This is a genomic window from Streptomyces sp. NPDC102467 (assembly GCF_044765445.1).
GTDB lineage: Bacteria > Actinomycetota > Actinomycetes > Streptomycetales > Streptomycetaceae > Streptomyces.
This window is the reverse complement of sequence record NZ_JBIWKA010000017.1, coordinates 158,253-177,310: the sequence shown is the minus strand read 5'-3', so window position 1 is coordinate 177,310 and position 19,058 is coordinate 158,253. Positions and strand designations below refer to the sequence as shown.

Annotated in this window: 12 protein-coding genes; 6 read left to right on the top strand and 6 right to left on the bottom strand. The window is 72.4% G+C overall.

Going from position 1 to position 19,058, the window contains the following annotated elements; all coding sequences use genetic code 11:
• Positions 1–84: 84 nt before the first annotated feature.
• Together ACIREE_RS32460 and ACIREE_RS32455 are read right to left on the bottom strand one after the other, a co-directional pair.
• Positions 85–888 carry a phosphatase gene (locus tag ACIREE_RS32460; protein WP_404160185.1) on the bottom strand — a complete coding sequence of 268 codons (804 nt, stop codon included), beginning with the start codon at positions 886–888 and terminating at the stop codon, positions 85–87.
• A 70-nt stretch (positions 889–958) separates the two neighbouring features.
• A complete protein-coding gene (locus tag ACIREE_RS32455) occupies positions 959–2,446 on the bottom strand; it encodes a PucR family transcriptional regulator (protein WP_404160182.1) in 1,488 nt (495 codons plus the stop codon).
• A gap of 162 nt (positions 2,447–2,608) precedes the next feature.
• Between ACIREE_RS32455 and ACIREE_RS32450 the strand changes: the two genes are divergently transcribed.
• Genes ACIREE_RS32450 through ACIREE_RS32440 form a run of 3 tightly spaced genes read left to right on the top strand, consistent with a single transcriptional unit; the run spans position 2,609 to position 6,150 of the window.
• Positions 2,609–3,433 (top strand): nitrilase-related carbon-nitrogen hydrolase, encoded by an 825-nt coding sequence (locus tag ACIREE_RS32450; RefSeq protein ID WP_404160179.1) that lies wholly within the window; start codon positions 2,609–2,611, stop codon positions 3,431–3,433.
• Positions 3,434–3,483: 50 nt separating this feature from the next.
• Positions 3,484–4,461, top strand: coding sequence for an agmatinase (gene speB / locus ACIREE_RS32445; protein WP_404160176.1), 978 nt, complete (start codon positions 3,484–3,486; stop codon positions 4,459–4,461).
• A gap of 21 nt (positions 4,462–4,482) precedes the next feature.
• Positions 4,483–6,150: a thiamine pyrophosphate-binding protein gene (locus tag ACIREE_RS32440; RefSeq protein WP_404160173.1), complete on the top strand. Its 1,668-nt coding sequence runs from the start codon at positions 4,483–4,485 to the stop codon at positions 6,148–6,150.
• 16 nt (positions 6,151–6,166) lie between these two features.
• Here ACIREE_RS32440 and ACIREE_RS32435 read toward each other — a convergent pair whose 3' ends face one another.
• Together ACIREE_RS32435 and ACIREE_RS32430 are read right to left on the bottom strand one after the other, a co-directional pair.
• Complete coding sequence (locus tag ACIREE_RS32435; protein ID WP_404160170.1) at positions 6,167–6,961, bottom strand: endonuclease I family protein; 795 nt, start codon at positions 6,959–6,961, stop codon at positions 6,167–6,169.
• 153 nt (positions 6,962–7,114) lie between these two features.
• Entirely contained in the window at positions 7,115–9,370 is a 2,256-nt protein-coding gene (locus tag ACIREE_RS32430; protein WP_404160167.1) for an ArnT family glycosyltransferase, read from the bottom strand.
• A 168-nt stretch (positions 9,371–9,538) separates the two neighbouring features.
• Between ACIREE_RS32430 and ACIREE_RS32425 the strand changes: the two genes are divergently transcribed.
• From ACIREE_RS32425 to ACIREE_RS32415, 3 genes are all read left to right on the top strand, one after another.
• Positions 9,539–13,258, top strand: coding sequence for an ABC transporter ATP-binding protein (locus tag ACIREE_RS32425; RefSeq protein ID WP_404160165.1), 3,720 nt, complete (start codon positions 9,539–9,541; stop codon positions 13,256–13,258).
• Positions 13,259–13,457: 199 nt separating this feature from the next.
• Positions 13,458–13,844 (top strand): hypothetical protein, encoded by a 387-nt coding sequence (locus tag ACIREE_RS32420; RefSeq protein WP_404160162.1) that lies wholly within the window; start codon positions 13,458–13,460, stop codon positions 13,842–13,844.
• Positions 13,845–13,989: 145 nt separating this feature from the next.
• Positions 13,990–15,399 (top strand): S28 family serine protease, encoded by a 1,410-nt coding sequence (locus tag ACIREE_RS32415; RefSeq protein ID WP_404160159.1) that lies wholly within the window; start codon positions 13,990–13,992, stop codon positions 15,397–15,399.
• Between the two features lie 70 nt (positions 15,400–15,469).
• On the opposite strand, the gene ACIREE_RS32410 is transcribed toward ACIREE_RS32415, so the two are convergent.
• Both ACIREE_RS32410 and ACIREE_RS32405 read right to left on the bottom strand, forming a co-directional pair.
• Positions 15,470–16,117: a hypothetical protein gene (locus ACIREE_RS32410; RefSeq protein WP_404160156.1), complete on the bottom strand. Its 648-nt coding sequence runs from the start codon at positions 16,115–16,117 to the stop codon at positions 15,470–15,472.
• A gap of 126 nt (positions 16,118–16,243) precedes the next feature.
• Positions 16,244–18,103, bottom strand: a complete 1,860-nt coding sequence (locus tag ACIREE_RS32405) for a glycoside hydrolase family 3 protein (protein WP_404160153.1) — start codon at positions 18,101–18,103, stop codon at positions 16,244–16,246.
• Between the last annotated feature and the right edge of the window lie 955 nt (positions 18,104–19,058).

The window sequence follows — 19,058 nt, the reverse complement described above, 5'->3', positions numbered from 1 at the left end:
CGATCAGCGGCTCCGCCGCAGGGCGCGACCAGCCACGACGGCGGGTCAGCCGCGAAGAGACACACCCCCCACGGCGAAGGCGGGCTAGTCCAACAACCCCGCCGCGGCCAGCAGATAGGCCGTCAGGGGATCGTAATGGCGTGGGCTCGTCACATGGTCGTCCAGCGGCACGGTGACCTGCATCGTGCCTTCCGCCTCGCCGACGAACAGCGCCGGGTCGTTGGAGTCCGCGTAACCGACGGAGTCGAGGCCGCGCTGGGCCGCGCAGCCCGCCCAGCCGTGGTCGGCGACGATCAGGTCGGGCAGCGGGCGCCCCGCGCGCTCCATGCCGTCGAGGATCGCCGTCATCGGGTCGGGGGAGTGCGTGTGCCACAGCGTCGCCCCGCGCTCCAGCATCGCCACGTCGGCGAACTGGAAGACCATGCCCTCCTCGGTGGCCAGCCCCTCGGGGATCACCACGATCTCGCAGCCCGCGGCGCGCAGCGCCGTCGCCGTCGCGCGGTGCACGTCGAGGAGGCCGCCCGGGTGACCGGTGGCCACGAGCACCCGCTGCCGGTCCTCGGCCGCCTTGCTCAGCCGGGCCGCCATCCGCTCCAGGGCGTCGACCGTCAGCTCCGGGTCGATCGTGTCCTGGCCGTACCGGTGCTCCGGGTCGTCGACGACGCCGCAGCGCTCGGCCATCACGGCGAGCACGTCCTGCTCGTCGGTCCAGCGGTCGCCGAGTTCCAGGCCCAGCCAGTAGTGCCGGTCGCCGTTCGCGAGCTTGCGGTAGTGGGAGAGGTTGTTCTCGCGAGGAGTGGCCACATCGCCCGCGATGCGGGTACGGACGAGGTGCTCGGTCAGGGCGGCACGGGTCGGACTGTCGCTGGGGATCCCGGGTATCGGCATGAGTCCATTGTGCCCAGCGCCGCCGCGCGGCGTTGATCGGTTCCGCAAGGTGGACCGAAGTATGAACCGGTCAGCCCCGTCGCGCCGCCCGCCGGGCCCGCAACGCGAGCCACAGGTCGAAGCGGTCGTCGCCGTCGTCGAGGCGGCGGCCGGTCACCCGCGCGACCTTGTCGAGGCGGTTGCGGACGGTGTGCCGGTGCAGCCCGAGGCGGCGGGCCGTCTCGTCCCAGGAACTGCCGCTGTCCAGCCAGGTGGCCAGGGTCAGGGAGAGCGCGCCGGTGGGATCCGCCGAGTCGAGGGAGCCGAGCAGCGCGTCCGCGTACCCCGTGAGCGCGGTGCGGTCGCCGAGGTCGAGCAGGAGCGCACTGGAGTGGTCGTGGCGGGCGCGCACCGGATGGCCGGCCGTGCGGCTGAGTTCGAGCAGGCCCCCCGCCTCCTTGAGCGAGGTGCGGGCCGCTCCTGGCGGTACCGGTGCGCCGATACCGGCCGGGCGGCCGGGGGCGAAGTGGGCGAGGGCCGCGTCCGGGTCGAGGCCCTCGCCGACCACCGCCTCGACGAGCGTGCCGCGGGTCCTGGTCAGCCCGCCCGGCACCGCGAGGGCCAGGTCCGCGGCGATCTCGCGGGCGTCCTCGTCGTCCGCCGCCGCCACCACGACGCCGCGCACCGCGTCCGCCGCGAGCCCCGCCCCGGCCAGCACGTCGGCGGCCTGCTCGGCGGTGGCCGACGGGTCGAGGAGGCGGCCGAGGAGTCCGGCCCTGCGGCGGCGCTCCGGTTCGTCGGCGAGGTGGCGGCGCTCCAGTTCCAGGGAGAGCAGCGAGACCAGGCCGGAGATCAGCAGGCGGGCGTCCGGGCCCGGGTCGCCCGCGAGGACCAGCATGCCGCGCAGCCGGCGCGCGCCCAGCGGCTGCACCTCAAGGCCAGGCGCGACCGCGCTGGAGCGCAGTCCGCCCACCGCGACCCGGCGCAGCAGCTCGGCGGCCGCCGCGTCCGGTTCCCGTACGCCGTCCGAGCCGGCGGCGACGGTCCGGCCCAGCGGGTCGGTGACCTGGGCGCGTACGCCGGTGGCCGACGTCCACGCGTCCAGGGTCGGGGTGAGGCCGCCGCCCGCCGCGGCGGCCGCCGTCAGTCGGCGCTGCGTCTCGAAGGCGCGCTCCACGGCGGCCCGCTGCTCGGCGGCCTGCGCCGCGAACACCGCCTTGGTGACCGCGATGAACGGCACCTGCCGGCCGACCGTGAGCAGCGGCAGGCCCGCCTCCCGCGCCGCCGTCACCAGCGGCTCGGGCGCCTCCTGGTACGGCAGGTCGTGGCCGAGCCCGAGCGCCAGCGCGTGCGCCCCGGCGGCCGTGACGTCGTCGACGTACGCACGACAGGCCGCCACGTCCATCGGCAGCAGCAGCCCGATCGTCATGAGGAGTTCACCGCCCTGCAGCCAGGCGCCGGGCCGCACCAGCTCCGACACGTGCGCGGCGAGCACCGGGCGGTCCAGGTGCTCGGGGCACGCGGCGACGGAAAGATGCAGTTCGGGGCGGTCGACCAGGTCGGAGATGAGCAGCGCCATGTGTCCAGTGTGGCGGACGGGGTGTGTACGTGATGTCCAGGGCAGCCGGGGTGATTCGCCTTGAGGGCGATCGAAGCGCCGGTTCGCTCGCGGCTAGCTTTCAGCTGCATCCTGGACCGCGTACGACATGACGGCCCAGGCCGAACCGGAAGGTGCTGAAGCGTGACGACGACCGTGGCCTGTGCGCAGCTCGCCCTCGGCGTGGGAGACGTCGCCGGGAACCTCGCCGCCGCCCAGGAGGCCATCGCGGCCGCCGCGGCCGCGGGGGCGCGCGTCGTCGTGCTGCCCGAGCTCGCCAACAGCGGCTACGTGTTCGCGGACGCCGCCGAGGCCCGCGCCCTCGCCGAGCCGGTGACCGGGCCGACCGTCACCGCCTGGTCCGCGGCCGCCCGCCGGCACGGGGTGACGCTGGTGGCGGGCCTCGCCGAGCTGGACGACGAGGGGCGGGTGCGGAACTCGGCGGTGCTGATCGACCCGGCGGGCGCCGTCCGCGCGGTCTACCGCAAGGCCCACCTCTTCGGCACGGAGAAGGACTTCTTCGTACCCGGCGACGCCGAGCCGCCCGTCGTCGAGATCGAGGGCGTCGGCCGGATCGGCGTCATGGTCTGCTACGACGTCGAGTTCCCCGAGTGGGTCAGGATCGCCGCGCTGGCCGGCGCCGAGCTGCTGTGTGCCCCCGTCAACTGGCCGCTCTTCCCGCGCCCGGCCGGCGAACGCCCCGGCGAGGTCGTCCGCGTCCAGGCCGACGCCGCCGTCAACCGGATGTACATCGCCGCCTGCGACCGGGCCGGCGACGAACGCGGCGTCGCCTGGACCGGCGGCTCGGTCGTCGTCGACCCGGACGGCTTCCCGCTCGCCGGGCACACCCCGACCGAGGGCCCGGCCCTGCTGCTCGCCCCCTGCGACCTCGCGACGGCCCGCGACAAGCGGCTCGGCGAACACAACGACGTCTTCGGGGACCGGCGCCCGGAGCTGTACGGCGACTGACGGCCGCCGCGCCCCCCTCACATACGTACTACGTCCCTGAAAGGCACCCCATGACCAGCGAGCAGCAGCGCACCCCGGTCGGCCCGACCGACTCCTCCCGCGTCCCGCGCTACGCGGGCCCCGCGACATTCGCCCGGCTGCCGCGCCTGGACGAGGTCGGCACGGCGGACGTGGCCGTGGTCGGCGTGCCCTTCGACACCGGCGTCTCCTACCGCCCCGGCGCCCGCTTCGGCGGCAACGCGATCCGTGAGGCCTCCCGCCTGCTGCGCCCCTACAACCCGGCGCAGGACGCGGCCCCCTTCGCGCTCGCCCAGGTCGCGGACGCGGGCGACATCGCCGCGAACCCGTTCGACATCAACGAGGCCGTCGAGACCATCGAGGCCGCCGCGGACGACCTGCTCTCCTCCGGCGCCCGCATGATGACGCTCGGCGGCGACCACACCATCGCGCTGCCGCTGTTGCGCTCCGTCGCCAAGAAGCACGGCCCGGTCGCGCTGCTCCACTTCGACGCGCACCTGGACACCTGGGACACGTACTTCGGCGCCGAGTACACGCACGGCACCCCGTTCCGCCGCGCCGTCGAGGAGGGCATCCTCGACACGTCGGCGTTGTCGCACGTGGGTACTCGGGGGCCCCTCTACGGCAAGCAGGACCTCACCGACGACGAGAAGATGGGCTTCGGCATCGTCACTTCGGCGGACATCTACCGCCGCGGCGCCGACGAGGTCGCCGACCAGCTGCGCCAGCGCATCGGCGATCGCCCGCTGTACATATCCATCGACATCGACTGCCTCGACCCGGCCCACGCCCCCGGCACGGGTACGCCCGAGGCGGGCGGCATGACCTCGCGCGAGCTCCTGGAGATCCTGCGCGGCCTGACCTCCTGCAACCTGGTCTCGGCCGACGTGGTCGAGGTGGCCCCCGCGTACGATCACGCGGAGATCACCGCCGTCGCCGCCTCGCACACCGCGTACGAGCTGACGACGATCATGTCCCGGCAGATCGCGGAGTCCCGAACGGCCTCCTGAACCATTGAGGAGAGACGCCCGATGACCCACGACCACGACCTCGTCCTGCGCCCCACGGACCGCCAGACGGAGGCGGCGCTCAACCCGCCGCCGGGGCGCACGGGCGGCGACCTCGTCGTGGAGGCGCTCGCGGGTCTCGGCGCGTCCACCGTCTTCGGCCTGCCGGGCCAGCACGCCCTCGGCCTCTTCGACGCGCTGCGCCGCAGCGACCTGCTGCGGTACGTGGGGCTGCGCACGGAGCAGAACGCGGGGTTCGCGGCGGACGCGTACGGGCGGGTCAGCGGCGAGGTCGCCCCGCTGTTCGTCTCGACGGGACCCGGCGCCCTGCTGACCCTGCCCGCGCTCCAGGAGGCGGCGGCGGCCTCGGCTCCCGTGCTCGTGGTGTCCAGCCAGGTCCCGGTCGCCGGGCTCGGCGGCGGCCGCCACGGCTACCTGCACGAACTCCCCGACCAGAAAGCCGTGTTCAGGGATGTGGTCAAGTCGGTCCACACGGTCCGCACCCAGTCCCAGATCCCGTCCGCGATCGCGGCGGCCTGGGAGTCGGCGCTGAGCGTGCCGCACGGCCCGGTGTACGTGGAGATCCCGCAGGACGTGCTGCTCGCCCCTGCCCGGCTGCCCGTGGTGACGGCCGCGGACGCGATGCCGCACGAACTGGCGCCGCTCCCCGAACTCACCGCGCTCGCGGCCGACCTGCTCACGAAGGCCGAACGGCCGGTGATCATCGCGGGCGGCGGCGTCGTACGCGCCGACGCCGCAGGCAAGCTGCGCGCCCTGGCCGAACGGATCGACGCCCCGGTGGTGTGCACCGTCGGCGGCAAGGGCGCCTTCCCGTGGGAGCACCCGCTCTCCCTCCAGTCCTGGCTGGAGGACCGGCACACGACCGCGTTCCTGGAGGACGCGGACGTCCTGCTGGTGGTCGGGTCCGGGCTCGGCGAGATGTCCTCGAACTACCACACCTTCGCGCCGCGCGGCCGGATCGTCCAAGTCGAGGCGGACGCGGGCAAGTTGGAGTCCAACCACCCGGCCATCGGTCTCCACGCCGATGCCCGGCTCGCGCTCCAGGCACTCCTGGAGACGGTAGGGGAGCGCACGGACGAGCAGGCCGCGGGCCGCGTCGCCGAGGTCCTGACCGCCGTACGGGAACGCCTCGACAGCCAGGAACTCGCCCTGGAACAGCGGGTGTTGGCGGCAATCCGTGACGCGCTGCCCCGCAAGGCCCCGTCTTTCTGGGACATGACGATCCTGGCGTACTGGGCCTGGTCGGCCTGGCCGGGGCCGCTGCACTCGGCGCAGGGCGCGGGCGGCCTCGGCTACGCCTATCCGGCCGCGCTCGGCGCCGCTGTCGCCGACCCGACGACCCCGGTGCTCGCGGTCTCCGGCGACGGCGGCGCCCTGTACTCGATCGCCGAACTCGCCACGGCGAAGCAGGAATCGCTGAACGTGACCTGGCTGATCGTCGACGACGGCGGCTACGGCATCCTGCGCGAGTACATGACCGACACCTTCGGCGACACCGAGGGCACCGAACTGACCCGGCCGGACTTCGTGGCCCTGGCCGAGTCGTTCGGGGTGCCGGGAGTGCGTACGTCGCCGGAGGCGCTGAGGGAGGACCTGGCAGCGGCCCTCGCCGCGCCCGGCCCGCGGGTGGTCGTACTCCCGGCGCTGCTGCGGATGTTCAAGCCGAGCTAGCGGCCGGCCCGAGCGTCTACCAGATCGACTCGACCCACTCCGGGTGGTCGATGAACGGGTTGCGGTTGTGCTGGTAGGTGTCGTAGATGACCTGGTTGCGCTTCTCCTCGAAGGCGCTCGGCGGGTCCTCGTCGCTCCACTGCTTGAGTACGGAGAGCTTGCCGATGTAGGCGGCGCTGCCGTTGTTGACCTTCTCGTTCGGCTCCAGGTCGGCGAAGCCGTCGCCGCCGTCGTAGCGCACGGCCATGTAGAGGATCATGCGGGCCACGTCGCCCTTGTCCGCGTCGCGCGGCTCGAAGGAGTCCGAGTCGGTGAGGCTGCCGCCGCCGTTGGCGACCGCGCTGCCGCCGTTGTCGAAGTCCTTGTTGCCACGGACGCCGTTGACCTGGACGTCCGCGGGGCGCAGGTGGTGCAGATCGGTGCCGGGTCCGGTCGCCTCGCCGAAGTCGCCGTGGGACTTGGCCCAGGTGTGCTCGCGGTTCCAGTCGCCGGTGTCGCCGCCGTTGAGGGTCTTGGCCCGGGAGACGCCGCTGTACAGCAGGATCACGTTGTTGCTGTTGTTCGGGTCCTGGTCGGTGGCCTTCAGCGCGTTCCAGACCGCGGAGTACGAGATCTTGGTCTGGCTGCTGATGATCGTGTGCAGCGAGGACTTGAGGCTCGTACCGGTCTTGCCGATCGCGTTCTTGTAGTACGTGGAGTCGTACGCGGTCGTGGTCGCGGCGGCCGGGCTCGCGGTGGCCGTGGGGAGGGTGACGGCGGCGAGCAGGCCGGCTGCGGTGAGGGCGAGGGTGCGTATGCGCGTTCCGGGCATGTGGGGTGTCCGTCCGATCTACGCGGGTTGACTGGGTAGACGGGAGCGTGGCATGGACACGTAGAGATTGGGTGAACGTCAGGGGTCGATCGTGTATCGGAAACGGCCCCTGATGGGCAATCAGGGGCCGTTCGTCGAAGGGGCGTTGGTGGGTCAGTCCACGTCGGACGCGTCCAGGCGGTACAGGGACGGGGAGCTGTCCGAGCTCGATGCGTCAGAAGTGCCGGACGTCGACTTGCTGTACGCGCTCTCCTTCACCGCGGTGCCGTGCTTCTTCACCCACGCGGTGACCGCGGAGGAGGCGTCGTTGCCGCCGCCCATGCCACCGCCGCCACCCATGCCGCTTCCGCCGACCTGGATGTAGTGCAACTGCCCGCTCTTGACCAGCTTCTTGAGCTTGGCGACGGTCATGCCGTTGTCGGAGCCGGTGAAGCCGTACATGGAGATGACGGGCTTCTTGGTGCTGAGGACGAGCTGCGCGGCGGACTGCGAATTGGACACCGCGAGCAGCCACTCGGCGCCGTCCTGATGCTTCTCCAGGTACGAGATCAGGTCGCTGTCGACGCTGCCTCCCATACCCCCGCCCATGCCGCTGCCTCCCATATTGCCGCCGGGACCGCTGCCCGAGCCGCCTCCCTTCTGCGCGTCGCCCTGCTCGCCGCCACCGGGCGTCCCGCCGCCCGCCCGGCCGCCCGGCATCTCGCCGCCGCCGGGCATCTCGCCGCCGCCGGGGAAGCCGCCGCTGCCGTTCGGGGGCGTACCGCCACCTGACTCGTCGCCTTCGCCGCCCTCGCCCGGCATGCCCTGCTGGTCGCCCCGGCCCGAGCCCTGCTGCTCGCCGCCGGGCATCTCGCCACCACCAGGTCCGCCGCGGCCGCCGCCCCCGCCGGGGCCGCCCATGCCGCCGCCCGTCGTGGGACCTGCCGTCGGGTTCGACCCGCCCATGCCGCCGCCCGCACCGGAGGAGAACGGCGTCGCCAGCGCGTACGCGGAGGGCCCCGCCAGCGAGGCGACGAGCGCCGCCGCCACGGCCACCGTGAACAAGCGCAGCCGTCGGCCCGACGCCGTACGGAAGACGAGCAGACCTGCGATCGCCAGCGCCATGACGACGGCGATGAGCGGCCACAGCCAGCTGTTCCAGCCGGACGCGCGGCGCAGCAGCACGACCGCCCAGATCCCGGTCACGCCGAGCGCGAGGGGCAGCACCCACGCCCACCGCTTGTCCGCGCGGAAGGCGCGCAGCAGCATCACGCCGCCGCCTCCGCACAGAGCCGCGATACCGGGGGCGACGGCCGTCGTGTAGTACGGGTGCATGGTGCCCTCGGCCGTCGCGAACGTGACGTAATGGAGCACCAGCCAGCCGCCCCACAGTACGAGCGCGGCCCGGGTGAGGTCGGTGCGCGGGGCGCGGCCGCGCAGCACCAGGCCGCCGGTCAGGGCGATCGCCGCGAAGGGGATCAGCCAGGAGATCTGGCCGCCGAGGGTGTCGTTGAACAGCCGGCCGAGGCCCGCGGTGCCCGCGAAGCTGCCGCCTCCGCCACCGCCTCCGCCGTTGCCCTCGCCGCCGAGGACCCGGCCCAGGCCGTTGTAGCCCATGATCAGGTCCCAGGCGGAGCCGTCCGTCGAACCGCCGATGTAGGGGCGGTCGTCGGCGGGGATCAAGGAGACGGCCGTGGCCCACCAGAAGCTGGAGACCGCGAGCACCACGGCGGCGAGCGCCAGGTTGCGGGCCTTCCTGAGCCACCCCAGGTGGGAGGCGTACAGGTACACGGCGAAGACCGCGGGCAGCGCGATGTAGCCCTGCAGCATCTTGGTGTTGAACGCCAGGCCGAAGCAGGCCGCGGAGGCGAGCAGCGGAAGCAGCCTGCCGTCACGGGTGGCGCGCAGAGCGAGGGCCGCGCCGCCCACCATCAGCAGCAGGAGAAGGGTGTCCGGGTTGTTGTCCCGGTTGATGGCGACGGTGATCGGGGTCAGCGCCAGGACCAGCGCGGCGATGGTCGCCGCCGCGTGACCCCACACCCGTTTCACGGAGGAGTGCAGGATCCAGATCGTGCCGAGTGCGGCACCGACCTGCGGCAGCATCATCTGCCAGGTGCCGAACCCGAAGATCCGGCAGGACAGGCCCATCACCATCAAGGAGAACGGCGGCTTGTCCACCGTCAGGAAGTTGCCCGCGTCGATGGAGCCGAAGAACCAGGCCTTCCAGCTCTGCGTGCCGCTGTAGACGGAGGCGCTGTAGAAGCTGTTGAGGCCGTTCGACGACAGGTTCCATGCGTACAGCACGGCGGCGAGCGCCAGGATCGCGAGCAGCGCCGGCAGCGACCACCGCGGCGCGCGGTGCGCCGTGGGGGCGGTCGCGGGCGGCGGCGGGGCGGGGGCGTGGGGGAGCGGTTCGGTCGCGGAGGTCACCACTGCACCCTGGCGGGGCAGGGTGGGCGCGGGCTGTGACGAGGCTGGGTGCCGGCTGTGGATACCGCCCCCGCCCCACCCCGTTTGTTGCGGCGGGATGAAATCGGCGCCTCCTCGCGTTGGGCCTTCGGCAGGTCAGGACGGTGTGGTGCGGCGAGAGGCAGAGGCGTGGCGGAGAAACGGGGCTGGGCGCGGAGGCTCACGGGATACGCGTGGCGTTATCCCAAGGACGTCCTGCTCGCGCTGGGTGCCTCGCTGGGCGGCATGGCCGTCATGGCGCTCGTACCGCTGATCACCAAGGTCATCATCGACGACGTCATCGGGGACCACTCCCGGTCCATGGGGACATGGGCGGGCGTGCTCGTCGGCGCCGCCGTCATCGTGTACGTGCTCACCTACATCCGCCGCTACTACGGCGGGCGGCTCGCCCTCGACGTCCAGCACGACCTGCGCACCGAGATGTACGGGACGATCACCCGGCTCGACGGCCGGCGTCAGGACGAGCTGTCGACCGGGCAGGTCGTCGGCCGCGCCACCAGCGACCTGCAGCTCATCCAGGGCCTGCTCTTCATGCTCCCGATGACCATCGGGAACCTGCTGCTGTTCGTCATATCGCTGGTGATCATGGCGTGGCTGTCGCTGCCGCTGACCCTTGTCGCGCTCGCCGTCGCCCCCGCCCTCTGGTTCATCGCCAAGCGCAGCCGCTCCCGGCTGCACCCCGCCACCTGGTACGCGCAGGCGCAGGCCGCCGCCGTCGCCGGGGTCGTCGACGGGGCCGTCAGCGGCGTCCGCGTCGTGAAGGGCTTCGGCCAGGAGGAGCAGGAGACCGGGAAGCTGCGGGAGGTCGGGCGGCGGCTCTTCGCCGGACGCCTGCGGACCGTGCGCCTCAACTCCAAGTTCACCCCCGCCCTCCAGGCCGTGCCCGCCCTCGGGCAGGTCGCCATGCTCGCCCTCGGCGGCTGGCTGGCCGTGCGCGGGCAGATCACGCTCGGCACGTTCGTCGCGTTCTCCTCCTACCTCGCCCAGCTCGTCGGCCCGGTCCGGATGCTGGCCATGGTCCTCACCGTCGGGCAGCAGGCCCGCGCGGGTGTGGAGCGCGTCCTGGAACTCATCGACACCGAGCCGTCCATCGAGGACGGGACGAAGGAGCTGCCCGCCGACGCTCCCGCGACCGTCGAGTTCGACGATGTCGCCTTCGAGTACGCGGGCGCCGACCGGGCCGTCCTGAACGGACTCTCCTTCGAGATCCGGGCGGGCGAGACCCTCGCCGTCGTCGGCTCGTCCGGCTCGGGCAAGTCCACCGTGTCGCTGCTGCTGCCCCGCTTCTACGACGTCACGCGCGGCGCGGTCCTCATCGGCGGCCACGACGTGCGCGAACTGACCCTGAACTCGCTGCGCGCCGCGATCGGGCTCGTCCCGGAGGACTCGTTCCTGTTCTCCGACACCGTGCGGGCCAACATCGCGTACGGCGCCCCGGACGCCACCGACGAGCAGATCGAGGCGGCGGTCCGCGCCGCGCAGGCCGACCGGTTCATCGCCGAGCTCCCCGACGGGTACGACACCAAGGTCGGCGAGCACGGGCTTACGCTCTCCGGCGGCCAGCGCCAGCGCCTCGCGCTTGCCCGCGCGATCCTCACCGACCCGCGCCTGCTCGTCCTCGACGACGCCACTTCGGCCGTCGACGCGCGCGTGGAGCACGAGATCCACGAGGCGCTGCGCGGCGTCATGGCGGGCCGCACCACGCTCCTCATCGCCCACCGCCGCTCCACCCTGAACCTCGCCGACCGCATCGCCGTCCTCGACGGCGGCCGCCTCGCCGCGATCGGTACGCACGAGGAGCTGGAGGCCGAATCGCCGCTCTACCGGCGGCTGTTGACCGACCCGGACGAGCTCGGCGGCGTATCGCCCGGGCATGCCGCGCCCGCCGCTGAGCAGCCGGAGGACACCTCCGTACGGGACGAGCTGGACGCCGAGTTCGACGCCGAGCGGGGGGTCACCCCCAGGCTGTGGACGGGCGACCGCGAGCCCAAGGACACCGCGCTGTCCGGCATGCCCGCGACCCCCGAACTGCTCGCGCAGGTGGACGCGTTGCCGCCCGCCACGGACGTGCCCGACATCGACGAGGCGCGGGCCGTCGCCGCCGAGGACTCGTACGGGCTGCGCAGGCTGCTTCGCGGGTTCGGGGCGGCGCTGGGGATCAGCCTCGCGCTCGTCGCCGTCGACGCGGGCGTCGGCCTGCTGCTGCCTATCCTGATCCGGCACGGCATCGACGAGGGCGTCTCGCAGCTCGCGCTCGGCGCCGTCTGGGCCGCCTCGGCGCTCGCCCTGGTCGCCGTGCTCGTGCAGTGGGTCGCGCAGATCGGCGAGACCCGGATGACGGGACGCACCGGCGAGCGGGTCCTCTACTCGCTCCGGCTGAAGATCTTCTCCCAGCTCCAGCGGCTCGGACTCGACTACTACGAGCGGGAGTTGACCGGCCGGATCATGACCCGGATGACGACGGACGTGGACGCCCTGTCGACGTTCCTGCAGACCGGGCTCGTCACCGCGTTCGTCTCGGTCGTCACGTTCTTCGGCATCCTGGTCACCCTGCTCGTCATCGACGTACAGCTCGCGCTCGTCGTGTTCGCGACGCTGCCGCCACTGATCGTCGGCACGTTCTTCTTCCGCCGCTCCAGCGTGAAGGCGTACGAGCTGGCGCGCGAGCGGGTCTCCGTCGTCAACGCCGATCTGCAGGAGTCGGTCGCCGGGCTGCGCATCGTGCAGGCGTTCCGGCGCGAGCGGGACGGCGCGGCACGGTTCGCGGCAGGCAGCGACAGCTACCGCTCGGCCCGTACCCGCGGCCAGTGGCTGATCTCGATCTACTTCCCCTTCGTGCAGCTCCTGTCGTCGGTGGCGGCCGCGGCCGTCCTGATGGTGGGCGCGCACCGGGTCGACGCGGGCACGCTGACGACCGGCGCGCTCGTCGCCTATCTCCTCTACATCGACCTGTTCTTCGCCCCTGTGCAGCAGCTCTCGCAGGTCTTCGACGGCTACCAGCAGGCGACCGTCTCGCTGGGCCGCATCCAGGAACTGCTGCGCGAACCGACGTCGACGAAGCCCGCGCGCGAGCCCCTCGACGTGCTCTCCCTGAGCGGGGAGATCGCCTTCGAGGACGTCGACTTCGCGTACGGCGCCGCCGAAGAGCCGGAGACGGCGCTCAGCGGTGTGGCCCTGCGCATCCCCGCCGGGCAGACCGTCGCCTTCGTCGGCGAGACCGGCGCGGGCAAGTCGACGCTGGTCAAACTGGTCGCCCGGTTCTACGACCCGACCGGCGGCCGGGTCACCGTCGACGGCACCGACCTGCGCGACCTGGACCTGACGAGCTACCGGCACCGGCTCGGCGTCGTCCCGCAGGAGGCCTACCTCTTCCAGGGCACGGTCCGCGACGCCATCGCCTACGGCCGGTCCGACGCGAGCGACGCGCAGGTCGAGGCGGCCGCGCGGTCGGTCGGCGCACACGACATGATCGCCACCCTTGAGGGCGGCTACCTGCACGAGGTCGCCGAGCGCGGCCGCAACCTCTCCGCGGGCCAGCGCCAGCTGATCGCGCTGGCCCGTGCCGAACTCGTCGACCCGGACATCCTGCTGCTCGACGAGGCCACGGCCGCCCTCGACCTCGCCACGGAGGCGCAGGTCAACCACGCCACCGACCGGATAGCGGGCAAGCGCACGACGCTGGTCGTCGCCCACCGCCTGACGACGGCGGCGCGCGCCGACCGGGTCGTGGTGATGGACCACGGCCGGGTCGCCGAGGACGGCACCCACGACGAGCTGCTCCGGCAGGGCGGCAAGTACGCCGCGTTGTGGAGCGCCTTCGTGGGGGAGGCCGTCAGTACCTCGCCGTGACACGCGCGATCCGGACGATCCGTACGGGGAGCCGGTCCTCGTGCAACCGTGCGGCCCGTGTGGCGCGTCCGTTCATCAGTACTCTGGTGCTGATGTGACGGGAGGGACTGCGGTGCGAAGAGGTGAGGAAGGCGATATAGGGGGCACCCCGGGTGCGCACGGGGCGCGAGGGGTGCGAGGCGTAGGCGGGGCACGAGGGGTGCAGGGGGCGCGCCGGGTGCTCGTGCTCGCGCTGACCGCGCTGCTCTCGGCCACGCTGCTGGTCGTGGCGGGTCCCGGCGCGGGTGACGCGCACGCCGCCGCGCTCTGCGCGGGCCACAAGGTCCGCACCCTGTCGTTCTCCACCGGCAGGACCGTCGTCTACCGGAGCGGTGGCTATGTCTGCGCCGTCACGCTCGCCAAGCGCACGGGCGTCCGCCAGACCATGTCGGTCAGCGTCCAGGCCCGGGGCAACCGGGCCGTCGTCGACGCGGGCCGCTTCACCCACCACGCGGGCCCGGTCACGGTGCACGCCGGCCACCGCTGCGTCAGGGTGAAGGGACGCGTGGGGTCGAAATCGGTCGCTTCGGGCTGGATTCTGTGCTGAATGCATCTGGAAGTGGTCCGGAAGTGGTCGGGAAGTCTCATGGGCGTTGCCGGATGTCGTGCTGAGCGGACACCAAGTACCCCTGGTGGTACGCGTGTCGCTCCGATAGTTTCCGGAGCGACTGTGTAACTCCAGGGGAGGGTGTATGCGCAAAGCGCTCAGATGGCTGCTGTCGCTCGTCGTGCTCATAGGCACGGTGAGCGCCGCCGGGATATCGACGGCGGCGGCCGCCCGGCCGGCCGACGCGGCGGCCACCGCCGACATCAAGGACCGGCTCCTCGCCATACCCGGCATGAGCCTCGTCGAGGAGAAGCCGTACACCGGCTACCGCTACTTCGTCCTCAACTACACCCAGCCGGTCGACCACCGGCACCCGTCCAAGGGCACCTTCCAGCAGCGCATCACCGTGCTGCACAAGGACGTCAGCCGCCCGACGGTCATGTTCACCAGCGGCTACAACGTCTCCACGACGCCCAGCCGCAGCGAGCCGACCCGCATCGTCGACGGCAACCAGGTCTCCGTGGAGTACCGCTTCTTCACGCCGTCCAGGCCCCAGCCCGCCGACTGGTCGAAGCTCGACATCTGGCAGGCCGCCAGTGACCAGCACCGCCTCTACCAGGCCCTCAAGCCGGTCTACGGCCAGAACTGGCTGACCACCGGCGGCTCGAAGGGCGGCATGACCGCCACGTACTACGAGCGCTACTACCCGCGCGACATGGACGGCGTCGTCGCCTACGTCGCCCCGAACGACGTCGTGAACGACGAGGACTCCGCGTACGACAGGTTCCTCGGACAGGTCGGCCCGAAGGACTGCCGCGTCGCCCTGCAGAAGGTGCAGCGCGAGACGCTGGTGCGCCGCACCGCGCTGGAGAAGAAGTACAAGGAGTACCTCGCCGCCAACAACTACACCGTGAACACGGTCGGTTCACTGGACAAGGCGTACGAGGCGACCGTCCTCGACCTGGTGTGGGGCTTCTGGCAGTACCAGCCCGAGTCGGCCTGCGCGGACGTGCCGGACGCCAGGACCGTCACCGACCAGGCGCTCTTCGACTACGTCGACGCCGTGGGCGGCTGGTCCTCCTACGCCGACCAGGGCCTGGAGCAGTACACGCCGTACTACTACCAGGCGGGCACCCAGCTCGGCTCGCCCGACATCAAGCAGCCGTGGCTCGGCAAGCTCTCGCGCTACGGCTACCAGCCGCCGCGCAACTTCGTCCCGAGCTCCATCCCGATGAAGTTCCAGCGGGGCGTGATGCGGGACGTCGACACCTGGGTGCGCCACCACGCGACGCGCATGCTGTACGTCTACGGCGACAACGACCCGTGGGGCGCGGAGCGCTTCCGCCTCGGCTCCGGAGCCCGGGACAGCTACGTCCTGACGGCGCCGCACGCCAACCACGGCGCGAACGTCGCGGGTCTGAACGCCGACGACAACGCACTGGCCACCTCGCGGATCCTCGCGTGGGCCGGCCTGTCCGGTACGACGGCCAAGGCGTCGCACGACGCGAAGCTCGACCGGCCGGACGTCGCCCGGCAGTTCTCGCTCCGCCCGTGACCGCGAGCGCATGACAGAGGGGGCCGCATCCGCGGCCCCCTTTTTCACACCCCTTTGTCACCCCCGTTTTTCACACCCACACGGAGCACCCCACCGGCTCGGCCCCACCGAGCGACACGTACAGGGCGGTGTTCGGAGGGCATTCGGTGCGGGCCGTCACCGCGGAGGTGACGCGGTACCGCGGCGCGTGCTCGCCCGAACCGTCGCACGCGGTCTCCCTGACCTGGCCCTCGCCCGCGGAGTACACGCAGTCGCCGACGATCGTGCGCGGGCCGCCTCCGCCGCCCGGGTCGCCGGGATGAGGCTCCTCCAGGTTGCGCATGCAGGCGTAACCGCGGGCGATGCTCCCGTCGCCGTCCTCGTCCGACGCCGGGCGGTGCTCGCTGATGTGCAGGACGAAGTCGGTGCGGGCCGGGCAGTCGGGGCCCTCCTTCGTCCCGCCCTCGTACCGCGCGACGACCCGCGCCACCGCGCTCTCACTGCGGCACGCCACCTCGTTGAACGACGTGAGCCCCCGTGAACTGCACTCGCCCACCGCGAGGAACACCGCGCCGTAGCCGGACGGGGAGCGCTGCGGATTCACCGACGACGAGCCCGACCGTCCGCCGCCGGACCTCGAATCCGACCCCGAATCCGACCCCGACAGGGCCTGACATCCGACCAGTGCGAGCGCCAGCAACGGCGCCGCGCACACCACCCCAACTGTCCGCGCGGACATGGCATTCCCCCCGATAGCCCCACCCAGCGTGGCCCGAGGGGGCGGGCACACGCCAGATGTGCAGGGTGCTTTGCGTAAGTTGGGGGTGGTGCGCCGGTGGTGCGGCGTACGCCCTGTACGTCCGGATCAGTACCGCAGGCCGTGGCCGATCGGGTAGAGGACCTGAGTCGGATCGTCGGCCTTCTGCACCGGTACCGGCAGCCTGCCGCGCGGCTCGGCCCGGCCCGCGAGCACCCGCACCGCCGCCCGCAGTTCGACATCGATCCACGAGTACGCGGCCAAGTGGGCCTGCGCCGAACCCAGTTGGGCCACGTCGTACGGGTTGCGCAGGGACAGGGTGATCACCGGAACGCCCGTCGCGGCGACGGCGTTCACCAGGGCCTGCTGGGAGCTGCCCGCCGTGACGTTGTACGTGCCGATGAGTACCGCGTCCTTGCCCTGGGCCGCGGCCACCGCCTGGGCGATGACGGCCTGGCTCGGGGCGGTGCCGGTCGCCAGGACCGTTGCGGAGAAGCCCAGTTCGGTCAGGGCCGCGCCGAGCACGGTGGTCGGCGGGCCGTCGCTGAGCGAGGGCGAGGCAGGGTTCGCGCCGAGCACGAGGACGTCTCTGTGGGTGCGCCGGTTCAGTGGCAGCAGCCGGTCCTTGTTGACCAGGAGCGTCGTCGTGCGCTCGGCGATCCGGTCGGCCGCCGCCAGATGCGCGCGGGTCCCCACGGTGTGGTCGACGCCGCGATGCGTGACGTATGCCTCCTTGAAGAGGCCGAGCTTGGCCTTCAGGCGCAGGACACGCAGGATCGATACGTCCAGGCGCTCCTCGGTCAGCTCGCCGCTCTTCACGGCCTCCAGGACCGCGTTCCAGGAGACGTCCAGGGACGGCGGGTTGAGCAGCTGGTCGACGCCGGCCTTCAGGGCGAGCACCGGCACGCGGTCGTCGCCGTACTTCGTGCGGACGCCCTCCATGCCCAGCGAGTCGGTGATCACGACGCCGTCGTAACCGAGCTGCTCGCGCAGGATGCCGGTGAGGATCGGGTGCGAGAGGGTGGCGGGGTCCTCCGCCGGGTCCAGGGCCGGTACGACGAGGTGGGCCGTCATGATCGAGTCGATGCCGGCGGCGATCACGGCCTTGAACGACGGGGCGTCGAGCCGCTCCCACTCCTCGCGGGTGTGCGTGATCACCGGGAGTCCTGTGTGGCTGTCGGTCGCGGTGTCGCCGTGGCCCGGGAAGTGCTTGGCGGTGGAGGCGATACGGGCCGACTGGTACCCCTCGACCTGAGCGGCGGCGAGCCGGGCCACCGCCGCCGGGTCGGCGCCGAAGGAGCGGACGCCGATGACGGGGTTGGCCGGGTTGATGTTGACGTCGGCGTCGGGGGCGTAGTCCTGGTTGATGCCGAGCGCGCGGAGTTCGGCGCCGGCGATCGCACCCGCCCGGCGTGCGTCGGACCGTGAGCCGCCCGCGCCGAGAGCCATCGCGCCGGGGAGCAGGGTGGCGGGCTTACCGACGCGGGCGACGATCCCGTGCTCCTGGTCGGTGGAGACCAACAGCGGGATACGGGACGGCTGTTGGCGGCCCGCCTCCTGGATGCCGTTGCTCAGATCGGCGATCTGGTGCGGGTCACGGACGTTGTGCGCCCAGGCGAAGTAGATGATGCCGCCGAGCTTGTACTTGGCGATCATCTCGGCCGCGGTGCGGACGCCGATCTCCTTGAGGTTGGCGTCGATGTCGGCCTGGTCCGGGGCGGTCGCCGAGTGGCCGTACACCCGCATCACGAAGAGCTGGCCGACCTTCTCCTCCAGGGACATCCCGGAGATGATCTTCTTCAGCGTTCTGTCCGAGGAGGGTCTGCCGGTGGCGGCGGCCCGGGCGGGTGCGGCGCTCAGGCCGGCCGCGGCGACGCCGGCCGTGGCGGCGGCGAGCAGCGTACGTCTGGGGAAACCCTTGCTGGGCTGTCTGGACTGGCTGGGCTGGCTGGACTGGCGGTGGTGCACTTGCGCTCCTTCCGGAGGGAGGGGAGGGCACGAGCTGCGTGGAAGGTGGTGCGGAGGATGGCATGCGGGATGGCGTGCAGGGTGGTGCTGAAAATTACTTCCACGCGACACGGATATCGGGAAAGTTTCTGCCAGTCAAGGGGGGTGACATGGAAGGGGCCGTCACCGGCACTGTTGGAGGGGGGCGTGCCGGTGACGGCCTGCTGCCGGCCGCAGGCGGCGGAGAGGGTGGTCAGCGTTCGCAGCCAGCAGCGAGGCCGACACCGCACTGCGGGGACTCACCGGCAGCGTGTCTTTTGGACGGGCGGGGCCGCGCCTGGGTTCCCGTCTTTCGGAGGTTCCGGGAAGTTGGTGCGGAGGGGGTGGAGCGGGGGCGGGGTGACGGCTGGGTCGCGTGCCGAGTGCGGGCCGGTGGGGGCTGGTCTTCGCCGCGCTTCCAGGAGGCGATGCGCACTTCGTGCGACGTGCGGCATCTCCAGCCTGAGATGCCGCACGCAGTGCGCGTCTCAGGGGCGCGGGGAACTGCGCGACCAGCCCCCACCGGCGGCCGGTCGGGGGCTGCTCCGCAACTGGGCAGACGGGTCCCTGGGCGCGCAGCGCGCGGCCCCGGCCGGCCGATCGGCCGGGGCTGGTCCGGAACTGGGCAGACGGGTCCCTGGGCCCCTGCCGGCCGATCAGCCGGGGCTGGTCCGCAACCGGGCAGACGGGTCCCTGGGCGCGCAGCGCGCGGACCCTGCCGGCCGATCGGCCGGGGCTGGTCCGCAACTGGGCAGACGGGTCCGGCCCTCGGTCGGCCGATCAGCCAGGGCTGCTCCGCCACCGGGCAGACGGGTCCCTGGGCGGGCAGCGCGCGGCCCCTGCCGGCCGATCGGCCGGGGCTGGTCCGGAACTGGGCAGACGGGTCCCTGGGCCCCTGCCGGCCGATCAGCCGGGGCTGGTCCGCAACCGGGCAGAC

Coding starts and splice junctions, on each gene's coding strand:
- ACIREE_RS32440 (WP_404160173.1), top strand. CDS start 4,483: ATGACCCACGACCACGACCTCGTCCTGCGCCCCACGGACCGCCAGACG.
- ACIREE_RS32460 (WP_404160185.1), bottom strand. CDS start 888: ATGCCGATACCCGGGATCCCCAGCGACAGTCCGACCCGTGCCGCCCTG.
- ACIREE_RS32435 (WP_404160170.1), bottom strand. CDS start 6,961: ATGCCCGGAACGCGCATACGCACCCTCGCCCTCACCGCAGCCGGCCTG.
- ACIREE_RS32415 (WP_404160159.1), top strand. CDS start 13,990: ATGCGCAAAGCGCTCAGATGGCTGCTGTCGCTCGTCGTGCTCATAGGC.
- ACIREE_RS32455 (WP_404160182.1), bottom strand. CDS start 2,446: ATGGCGCTGCTCATCTCCGACCTGGTCGACCGCCCCGAACTGCATCTT.
- ACIREE_RS32410 (WP_404160156.1), bottom strand. CDS start 16,117: ATGTCCGCGCGGACAGTTGGGGTGGTGTGCGCGGCGCCGTTGCTGGCG.
- speB (WP_404160176.1), top strand. CDS start 3,484: ATGACCAGCGAGCAGCAGCGCACCCCGGTCGGCCCGACCGACTCCTCC.